Source organism: Mesorhizobium sp. M4A.F.Ca.ET.090.04.2.1, assembly GCF_003999085.1.
Lineage (GTDB): Bacteria > Pseudomonadota > Alphaproteobacteria > Rhizobiales > Rhizobiaceae > Mesorhizobium.
Genome location: NZ_RZOT01000207.1, coordinates 1 through 9,430 on the forward strand (window position 1 = coordinate 1; position 9,430 = coordinate 9,430).

The following is a 9,430-nucleotide window of genomic DNA, read 5'->3' on the forward strand; positions in this document are numbered from 1 at the left end:
GCTTGTCCGCTCCGACCTCGCCCCCGCCGGCGCACCGCTGACCATCCTGCGCGAGGAGGTCGCCGACCCATGGGTCGCCGCGCTCGACAGCCGCTACGATCGCTGTCCGGTGCCCGATCCGTCGGGGCTGAAGGAACTGGACCGTGTGTTCTATGCCGGCCGCTGGCTGTCGCAGACCTGCGCGCTGCCGCTCGGCAAACCGCTTTTGCTGCGCAAGTCGCGCGATGGGTTCAACGCCAAGGTCGAGGCCTTGCTGGGCACAAGGCTTTCCGACAGCGCCCTCGACAAGGCCGATCCGGAGCTGCCGCTCGACTTCACCCATGCGCCGAAACTCAGGCTGATCTATCTGTCGTCACTGGAGTTCAAGGCGGACTTTTCCGGCCGCGTCATGGAGCGGCTGGTCCGCCACCATGCCGCCTTGGGCACCAAGGTGCGCATCCTGGTCACCGATGTGCTGGAGCGCGAGAAGGACGACGCCCTGCTGCACCGGCTGGCGGCGGAATTCCCCAATGTCCAGCTTCAGGAATACCGCTGGCGGGCCGACCATGGCGCGCCGATCGACGAGCAGATCTCACAGCTGCACAAGACCCATCACGTCAAGATGCTGGCGGCGCTGGCCGACGATCCCGGCCGTTCGCGCGTCATCATCGGCGGCCGCAACATCCATGACGGCTTCCTGTTCCACAGACCGGTCGACCTGTCGCGCTATCCGGACCTGCAGCAATACGGCAGGACCGACGGCTTCTCGCTGAACTACTATTCGAACTGGAGCGACTTCGACATTGAGTTCGCCGATCCGGCGACGGTCCAGACGCTCGCCGCGCATCTGTCGACCGTATGGCTGCGCGATGCCGACACCAATATCTCGCGGCCGTTTTCGATTCCGGTCCGCGCCAGCGGCCGGCTCCCGCAAGCGTCGCCCGGCATTTCATCTCCGCGCCCTATGAGGACGGGCACGCGCTGGAGAACTATTTCGTCGAATTGATCGACACCGCCGAGCACCATATCCAGATCGTCAATCCTTACCTGAATTTGACGCCGAAGCTCGCGCTGGCCTTCGACCGGGCGCTGGCGAGAGGCGTCAGGATCGACATTGTCGGCCGCATCGACCTCAAGGGCGATATCGGCGGCAAGTTCCTCACCGCGCTCAACAAGCTGTTCGTCGAGAAGTACGGCGACCGCATCGACATCCGCGAATTCAAGGCGCCCGACGTGGTGCTGCATTCCAAGATCATGATGATCGATGAGCGGCTGGTGGCGATCTCGTCGGTCAACCTCAACAACCGCAGCTTCTTCCATGACTCGGAGAACGGCATGACCGTTCTCGACCCCGCCTTCTATGCCAGGATGAGGCCGGTTTATGACGACTACCTCGCGCACTCGAACCCGGTCGCCACCAATGTGACGATCCCCTGGGCCTACAGGCTGCTGTTCAACCAGAGCTGGGTGAAGCAGGCATTTTGATGCATGTCGCCCAAAAGCATGCAGCGATTTTCGGACAACGACATGCACAAAGCTTAAGGCCGCCGCACTATTTCAGGTAGCGTTCCGGCCCGAGGTCGTGCGCGTTGATCTCCGGCACCCGGCTGGAGATGATGTCGGCCAGCACCTTGGCCGAGCCGCAGGCCATGGTCCAGCCGAGCGTGCCGTGGCCGGTGTTGAGATAGAGGTTTGACAGCTCACTGCGGCCGACCAGCGGAGGCCCGTCCGGCGTCATTGGCCGCAAGCCGCACCAGAAGGTCGCGGTCTTGAGATCGCCGCCGCCCGGGAAGAGATCGCCGACCGAATGCTCCAGCGTACGCCGGCGCGACTCGTGCAGCCTCATATCGAAGCCTGAAATCTCAGCCGTGCCGCCGACGCGGATGCGATCGCCGAGCCTGGTGATCGCCACCTTGTAGGTCTCGTCCATCACCGTCGAGACGGGCGCGGCATCGGCATCCTTGATCGGCACGGTGATCGAATAGCCCTTGACCGGGTAGACCGGGATTGGCCGTTTCACCCGGCGCATTGCCTGCGCTGAATAGCTGCCCATCGCCATCACATAGGCATCCGCCGCCTTCCAGCCCTTGCTGGTGTGGATGTTGTGCACACGGTTGCGGCTGCGGATGATTCGCCTGATCACGGTGTCGTATTCGAAGGTGACGCCGCGCGCCACGCAGAGCTCCGCCAGCCGGTCGGTGAACATCTTGCAGTCGCCGGTTTCGTCGCCCGGCAGCCTGAGACCGCCGACAAATTTTCCGCGCACGCCGGCCAGCGCCGGCTCGGTGGCGATGCAGCCCTCGGCGTCGAGGACTTCATAGGGAACGCCGTATTTCTTCAGCACCTCGACGTCGCCGCCGGTGCCGTCGAGCTGCTTTTGCGTACGGAAAAGCTGCAGCGTGCCCTTAACCCGCTCGTCATAGGCGATGCCGGTCGTCTGGCGCAGCGTCTTCAGCGTATCGCGGCTGTATTCAGCAAGCGGCACCATGCGCGACTTGTTGAGCGCATAGCGCTCGGCCGTGCAGTTGCGCAGCATCTTCAAGAGCCATGTCCACATATGCGGATCGAAGGCCGGCCGCACCACCAGCGGGCCATGCTTCATCAGCAGCCATTTGATCGCCTTCAGCGGGATGCCCGGGCCGGCCCAGGGCGAGGCATAGCCTGGCGAGACCTCGCCGGCATTGGCGAAGCTGGTTTCCAGTGCCGGACCTTTCTGGCGATCGAACACCGTCACCTCGTGGCCGGCCTCGGCGAGGAAGTAAGCGGTGGTGACCCCGATCACACCGCCGCCCAGCACGAAGATCTTCATCGCATCGCTCTCCACGACGACGTCTGGTCAGGGCTCTCACTGTTATGTGGCGCATGATCCTTGCGCGAAGATCGTTGCCGATTTTCGGAGCCATGCGCGGGCCGGGGTCGTCGCCCACTTGTCTGCCGGATTTTGCGGCGTCCGCCAAGTGGCCGCGCCAGGCCGCGATATTGAAAAACCTCAGCCGCCCACATAGCGCCGGTGAAAACGCGGTCCGAGGCTGGTCAGGATCTCGTAGCCGATCGTGCCGGCATGGCCGGCCGCGTCGTCGACACTCTGTGACGGACCAAGCAGTTCGACCAGATCGCCTTCGCCGAGCCTGCCGGGCGGCAAGGCGGAAATGTCGAGTATGATCGAATCCATCGACACCCTTCCGACAAAGGGCAACCGCACGTTCTCGAACCAGGCAGCCGAGGCGGCGCGCCGGTGCCAGCCATCGGCATAGCCGAGCGAAATCGTCGCCAGCCTGAGCGCATCCTGCGCGCGATAGGTGTGGCCGTAGCCGACGCCTGCCCCCTTCTCGACGCTTCGCGTCTGCACGACCTTGGCCTGCAGCCGCACCACTGGCAGCATCGGGTTCGGATCCGCCGGTGTCGGATTGATGCCGTAGAGCGCCGCCCCGGGGCGGACGAGATCGAACTGGAAGGCCGGCCCGAGAAAGATACCGGAGGAATTGGCCAGCGAAGCCGGCGCCTCGGGCAGCATCTTGCGCAAGCGCTCGAACGTCAGCCACTGCCGCTCGTTGGCCGGATGTGCCGGCTCGTCCGCGCAGGCGAGATGGCTCATGACCAGGGTGACCGCAATACCGTCGAAGGAATCGGGCTTGTGGCTCAGCTCTTCGCCCTCCGCCGGCGGCATGCCGAGCCTGGACATGCCGCTGTCGACCTGGATCGCGGCCGGCAGCTTGCGGCCGGCCTGTTGACCAGCCTCGCTCCAGGCCGTGAGTTGCGTGGAGCTGTTGATGACGACGCAAAGGCCGGCTTCGACGGCCTCGTTTTCCGAGCCCGGCGGGAGCCCGTTCAGCACATGGATCACCGGGCCGGGCCCGAGCGCCTTGCGCAGCGCAATGCCTTCGGGGAGCAGCGCGACGAAGAAGCTGGTGCAGCCTTCCGCCGCCAGCGTCGCCGCCACCGCCGCGGCGCCCAGCCCATAGCCGTCGGCCTTGACCACGCCGGCGCAATGGGCGCTGCCCGCCCGCGCTTTCAGCCGCCGGTAGTTCTCCCTGATGGCGCCGAGATCGATGCTCAGGATCGCCCCGGCCACGGCCTCGCTGACCGGCCCGGCAGCTTCTGTGTTCGGGATAGGCCTTTCGGCGGCGTCGTCCATGCCGGCCCCCATTGCATCGGCCATCAATAGAGCATGATCGCTAAAAGTTGGAACCCGGTTTTTGGAAAGACGTGTTTGCGCCTTATGAGACCAGGTGCCGGAACGCCGCAACCACCTCCTCATAGACCTGGCGCTTGAACGGCACAATCAGGCCGGGCAGGTCCTGCATCGGCCGCCACGCCCATTTGTCGAACTCGGCGGTGTGGCCGCCCGGCGGCGGATTGATCTGGATTTCACCGACATCGCCATGGAAGCGGTAGGCGAACCATTTCTGCGTCTGGCCGCGATAGCGCCCTTTGAGGGCGACGCCGACCAGATGCGCCGGCAGATCGTAGTTGATCCAGTCCGGCGCCTCGGCGAGCAGCGAGACCGAGCGCATGCCGGTTTCCTCGTAGAGCTCCCGCTCCGCCGCCTCGAGCGGCTCCTCGCCCTTGTCGATGCCGCCCTGCGGCATCTGCCAGAGCTGCGTCGCGCCGGAGAACTCGCTGTCCGACTCGGCGATGCGATGGCCGACCCAGACCAGCCCGTCGCCATTGAGGATCATCAGGCCGACGCATGGACGGTAAGGCAGGGTTTCGGGATCGACGTTTTTGGCCATAAATGAAGGTTTCCAGCCGTTTTGAGAATTCGCTCCGGCGAGGCAGGTGGCGAGCGATTTCGAGAACCGGAACGGAGCGTACTTAAAGTACGTGAACAGCGCGTATGACCCCGAAAATCCAAACCGATGTTTCGGAAAGGATCATACGCAAATCAAAAAAGCTATAGCGTCCTTTGCCCATCCAAAGGACTCGCGGCGCTATAGACGCGCAGAAAACGTCGCCAGATGCCCGCCGGAGTAAAATTATCGGGACGGCTGTTAGCCTTTTTGCGGATCGATCGCTACCGCCGAGATCGGCACGATCTCGATGCCGCGTTTTTTCGCCTCGGCCACCCAGGCCGAAACCGTGTCGACCGTGAGATCGAAGGCCGAGCCGATGCCGACGGCGGTGCCCTTCGCGCGCGCGGTGGCCTCCAGCTCGTCCAGCTTCTTGAGGATCGCGCCGCGATCCTGCACCGCGTCGATCGATGTGTCGCCGGCGACGAACGGCACGCCGTCCTTCAGCGCCAGGTCCGGCGCCAGGCTGCGCGCCGACGAGCCGTCGTCGACATAGGCGAGACCCCTCTTGCCGAGCTCGGCGATGAACGGCGCCATCGCGGCCGCGTCGGCCGAGAACCGCGCCCCCATATAGTTCATGACGCCGGTATAGTTGGTCGTCCGCGACAGCGCCCAGTGCAGGCTTTTCAGGTTCTCGTCCGGGCTCGCCGCCACAGTCAGCGTGTTACGGCCGGGATTAATGTTGGGATAGTCGAACGGTTCGAGCGGGATCTGCAAGACGATCTCGTGCCCGCTCTGCCGCGCCGCCTGCATCCAGCGGCCGATGCTGTTGCCTTGCGGCGCGAACGCCAGCGTCACCTCGGCCGGCAATTTGGCGATGGCCGCCTGCGTGCCGGTCTGGGAGACGGCGAGCCCGCCGATAACGATCGCCACGCGTGCGCCGCGCGATCCCGACCATGGCCGCGCATAGACGTCGAACGGCCGCCTGCCGTCGGCGGCGCGGGCCGGCAGCGGGCCGGTGTCGCTGGCTTCGATCAACGCCTTGTCGGGGATATGCGCGATCTTCAGGTTCTGGCCGATCGCGGAAGGATCGCGGATGACGATGGCCGCCTTGGGCGGGCCGTCGCCTTCCTCGGTCTGGACATGGATGATCTGCGGTCCGCCGGCCTTGGGCGTTTCGACCTTGGGTGCCGCCGTCGCCGCCTCCGCGGCGGGTGCCGGGGCAGGCGTTGCGGCCGGGGCCGGCGCCACCTTCGGCGTCGACACCGCGACCTCTTGCGGCTTGCGGAACGGTTTTTCGCGCAACGCGATGGCGCCGGAGACGCCGATCACCGCAAGCACGGCGAGCGTCGCCGCGACCGCGCCGGTGCTGATGCCGCGCGACGCAACACGCTGCGGCCTGAGAGCCTGCCCGAGTGGTCGTTCTATGTCCTTGCCGATGTCCACCAAGCCGCAACCCCGATGCATTGGGACCGGCAGGTGGGTCACCTCCCGGAACGCCAACGCCAATCCAAGCCTTCTCGGCGCCTGCCACGCCTCGGGCGCGGCGCGCCAGCCGCGTCCCCGAATCAAACTGCCGGAACCTCGCGGTCCCGGCAGCATCGCATTGCTTCGATCAGGCGGCCAGACCCCTTGGTCTGGTCCGCCGAATCCTTACTGGTTGAGCACGGCCTTCTGCGGATTCGGCGGGAACGCCGGATCGGTCTTCTGGCCGCGCAAAAGCTGCTCGGCATAGATCAGCTGCAAGTCGTCCTTCGGATCCGGCGGCACATAGGCGGCCGAGCCGGAGCCGGTCGAGCTCTCGTCGGCGCCCTTGATATGGCCCTTGAGGTCCGATTCGCCGCGCGTCAGGTCCCGGCCCTGCAGGTCCGCCGGCAGCGGCTGCTCGACCTTTATGTCAGGCGTGATGCCCTTGCCCTGGATCGACTTGCCGGACGGGGTGTAATAGAGCGCCGTCGTCAGCCTGAGCGCGCCGTTCTCGCCGAGCGGGATGATGGTCTGCACCGAGCCCTTGCCGAAGGATTGCGTGCCGACCACGGTGGCGCGGCGCAGGTCCTGTAGCGCGCCGGCGACGATTTCCGACGCGCTCGCCGAACCGCCATTGACCAGCACGATCAGCGGTTTGCCGCCGATGTCGTCGCCCGCCCTCGCGTCGAAGCGGGTGACGTCCTTCGGATCGCGGCCGCGCGTCGAGACGATCTCGCCGCGGTCGAGGAAGGCATCCGACACGCTCACCGCCTGGTCGAGCAGGCCGCCCGGATTGAGGCGCAGATCGAGCACATAGCCCTTGAGCTTGTCGGCCGGCACCTGCTTCTTGATGGTGTCGATGGCGTTCTCGAGATCGTCATAGGTCTTCTCGGTGAACGAGGTGATCTTCATGTAGCCGACGTCGTTCTCGACCCGGAACTTGACCGCCTTGACCTTGATGATGTCGCGCACCACCGTCAGCTCGATCGGCTTGTCGGCGCCCTGGCGCAGTATGGTCAGCTTGATCGGCGTGTTGACCGGTCCGCGCATCTTCTCGACGGCGTCGTTGAGGGTCAGGCCGCGCACCTCCTCGCCGTCGATCTTGGCGATGTAGTCGCCTGCCAGCACGCCGGCCTTGGCGGCCGGCGTGTCGTCGATCGGCGTGATCACCTTGACCAGGTCGTTCTCCATGGTGACCTCGATGCCGAGGCCGCCGAACTCGCCCTTGGTCTGCACGCGCATGTCCTGCGCCTGCTCGGCGTTCATGTAGGACGAGTGCGGATCAAGCGAGGCCAGCATGCCGTTGATGGCGTTCTCGACCAGCGACTTGTCGTCCGGCGGCGTCACATATTGCGCCCGCACACGCTCGAAAATATCGCCGAAGATCGCCAGCTGCTTGTAAGTCTCGGAGCCCGCTGCGTTCGCCGTCGAGCCTGGCGCGCCGTAGACCAGGCTCATCGCTGACGCGCCCATCAGCGCGCCGGCGAACAGAAGCGAAAGTTTCCGCATCATTTCACGTCCTTCCAGAAAAACGGTCCGCCCACCATGGGGTCGGATCGACGGGTTTCCCATCCTTGCGGAACTCGACATAGAGCTCCGGCGTGGCATTTCCATTCTGCGAGGCCGAGGTGCTCGCCACCCGGGCCTCTCCCATCGCGCCGACCGGTTCTCCTGCGAGCACCGACTGGCCAGTCGCGACACTGATTCTGCTCATCCCAGCCAGGACGACATGATACCCGTCGCCGGCATTGAGGATCAAGAGTTGACCATAAGAGCGAAACGGCCCCGCATAAAGCACATTTCCATCCGCCGGCGCGGTGACGATGGCTCCCGATTGTGTCGCAACCATGTCGCCCTGCATCACCGCGCCGTTACCGTCATCGGCCCCGAAGCGCCGCTTGATCTTGCCGGTGACCGGCAGCGCGATCTGTCCCTGCAGCGCCGAGAACGGCGCCGCGGCCGTGAGTCGGTTGCCTTCCGGCACCGGCAGCGAAGCGAGTTCCGTCGAGGCCGGCGCCCCGTTCGGTGCCGCCTGGTCGCCATCAGCCGATTTCCGCTCGGCCGCCTTGGCCTGGTCCGCCGCCTTGCGTGTCTTGTCTGCTTCCAGCGAGGCGATGAGCTCCTTCAGGCTGCCCGCCCTGGCGGCCAGCGCCTGCGAGCGCTGCTTCTCGGCGGCGATCTCCGTCTCGGTGTCGGCCTGAAGCCTCTGCTTGGCCTCGAGCAGCATGCTCAGCCGCTTCTTTTCGGCCGTCTGTTCGCCGACCGCCGTGGTCAGCCGTGCCCGCTCGGCCTCGATCGAGGCCGTCACCCGCGTCTGCTCCTTGAGGTCGGCAAGCAGCATTTCGGTCTGCTCGCGCAATTCCGGGACCACCGCGCCGAGCAGGATGGCGCTGCGCACCGACGACAGCGCATCCTCCGGTTTGACCAGGATCGCCGGAGGCGGATTGAGTCCCATGCGCTGCAGCGCGCCCAGCACTTCGGCCAGCACGTCGCGTCGCGCCGCCAGCGAGGCACGGATCTTCTGCTCTTCCCTTTTCAGCCCTTCCAGCTTGGCGCCGATATCCTCGATGTCCTGACCGAGCTTCTGCTCGGTCATCGCCGACTGGATCAGCGCCGCTGTGATCGAGGCATGATCCTTCTTGACCGCCGCTATGTCGGCAGCGAGCTTGGCCAGCCGCTCGGAAGAAAGCGTGATTTCCTTCGAGACCTGCTCATATTCGGCCCGGCTCTGGTCGGGATCGGGCGCCGGGTCGAGCGTGTTCTCGGCCATCACGGGGCCCAGCGACAGCACGATCGCGGCCGCGGTCAAACCACAGCGCGCGCGCCAGGAGCTCGTTTTCGATTTCCAGCCTTCAGACATCAGGCGTCGACTCTAACTGCGGCTTCGTTAACGAACCATCAACCATGTTCGGCGACCGCGGGCAGCCTTGTCCCGCAATGGGGCGAAAATCCGGGCGGGCCCGCGCCGATCCACAGCCTTCGCTCTACGAACGATGGTAGGGGTGCCCGGAAAGGATAGTGGCCGCCCGATAGAGCTGTTCGCCCAGCATCACCCGCACCAGCTGGTGCGGCCAAGTCAGCGCCCCGAAGGACAGAACCAGATCGGCCTGGTCGCGCAGCGACTGGTCGTGGCCGTCGGCGCCGCCGATGGCGATCACCAACGCCTTCCGGCCGCCGTCGCGCAGCAAGCCGAGGCGGCCGGCGAAATCCTCGGAGGAGAAATTCTTGCCGCGCTCGTCGAGCAGGACCAGCGC

8 protein-coding genes and 1 pseudogene are annotated in these 9,430 nt (G+C 65.5%); 2 read left to right on the forward strand and 7 right to left on the reverse strand.

Going from position 1 to position 9,430, the window contains the following annotated elements; genetic code table 11:
- Both EN781_RS16185 and EN781_RS35315 read left to right on the forward strand, forming a co-directional pair.
- Nucleotides 1-985 (forward strand): annotated as a pseudogene (locus tag EN781_RS16185) (phosphatidylserine/phosphatidylglycerophosphate/cardiolipin synthase family protein); the annotation flags it as partial.
- Nucleotides 982-1,464: a phosphatidylserine/phosphatidylglycerophosphate/cardiolipin synthase family protein gene (locus tag EN781_RS35315; protein ID WP_245492601.1), complete on the forward strand. Its 483-nt coding sequence runs from the start codon at nucleotides 982-984 to the stop codon at nucleotides 1,462-1,464. The pseudogene EN781_RS16185 and the gene EN781_RS35315, both read left to right, overlap by 4 nt.
- Nucleotides 1,465-1,531: 67 nt before the next feature.
- Here the strand turns inward: EN781_RS35315 and EN781_RS16190 are convergent, their stop codons facing one another.
- From EN781_RS16190 to EN781_RS16220, 7 genes are all read right to left on the reverse strand, one after another.
- Complete coding sequence (locus EN781_RS16190; protein ID WP_126057809.1) at nucleotides 1,532-2,788, reverse strand: D-amino acid dehydrogenase; 1,257 nt, start codon at nucleotides 2,786-2,788, stop codon at nucleotides 1,532-1,534.
- A 180-nt stretch (nucleotides 2,789-2,968) separates the two neighbouring features.
- Nucleotides 2,969-4,114 carry an alanine racemase gene (alr, locus tag EN781_RS16195; RefSeq protein ID WP_127400144.1) on the reverse strand — a complete coding sequence of 382 codons (1,146 nt, stop codon included), beginning with the start codon at nucleotides 4,112-4,114 and terminating at the stop codon, nucleotides 2,969-2,971.
- Between the two features lie 82 nt (nucleotides 4,115-4,196).
- Entirely contained in the window at nucleotides 4,197-4,712 is a 516-nt protein-coding gene (locus EN781_RS16200; RefSeq protein ID WP_126057808.1) for an RNA pyrophosphohydrolase, read from the reverse strand.
- A gap of 258 nt (nucleotides 4,713-4,970) precedes the next feature.
- Nucleotides 4,971-6,158, reverse strand: a complete 1,188-nt coding sequence (locus tag EN781_RS16205; protein WP_126057807.1) for a divergent polysaccharide deacetylase family protein — start codon at nucleotides 6,156-6,158, stop codon at nucleotides 4,971-4,973.
- Between the two features lie 204 nt (nucleotides 6,159-6,362).
- Nucleotides 6,363-7,688, reverse strand: coding sequence for a S41 family peptidase (locus EN781_RS16210; protein ID WP_187331394.1), 1,326 nt, complete (start codon nucleotides 7,686-7,688; stop codon nucleotides 6,363-6,365).
- A gap of 1 nt (nucleotide 7,689) precedes the next feature.
- The gene (locus tag EN781_RS16215) at nucleotides 7,690-9,036 is read right to left on the reverse strand and encodes a murein hydrolase activator EnvC (RefSeq protein WP_126057806.1); all 1,347 of its coding nucleotides are present in this window, start codon (nucleotides 9,034-9,036) and stop codon (nucleotides 7,690-7,692) included.
- A gap of 124 nt (nucleotides 9,037-9,160) precedes the next feature.
- Nucleotides 9,161-9,430: 23S rRNA (pseudouridine(1915)-N(3))-methyltransferase RlmH (locus EN781_RS16220; protein WP_145965520.1), on the reverse strand; the 270-nt coding region annotated here is incomplete at its 5' end.

What these genes read in the sequence shown, in the direction of transcription:
- EN781_RS16190 (WP_126057809.1), bottom strand. Translation starts at nt 2,788, where the DNA reads ATGAAGATCTTCGTGCTGGGCGGCGGTGTGATCGGGGTCACCACCGCT.
- alr (WP_127400144.1), bottom strand. Translation starts at nt 4,114, where the DNA reads ATGGACGACGCCGCCGAAAGGCCTATCCCGAACACAGAAGCTGCCGGG.
- EN781_RS16200 (WP_126057808.1), bottom strand. Translation starts at nt 4,712, where the DNA reads ATGGCCAAAAACGTCGATCCCGAAACCCTGCCTTACCGTCCATGCGTC.
- EN781_RS16210 (WP_187331394.1), bottom strand. Translation starts at nt 7,688, where the DNA reads ATGATGCGGAAACTTTCGCTTCTGTTCGCCGGCGCGCTGATGGGCGCG.
- EN781_RS16215 (WP_126057806.1), bottom strand. Translation starts at nt 9,036, where the DNA reads ATGTCTGAAGGCTGGAAATCGAAAACGAGCTCCTGGCGCGCGCGCTGT.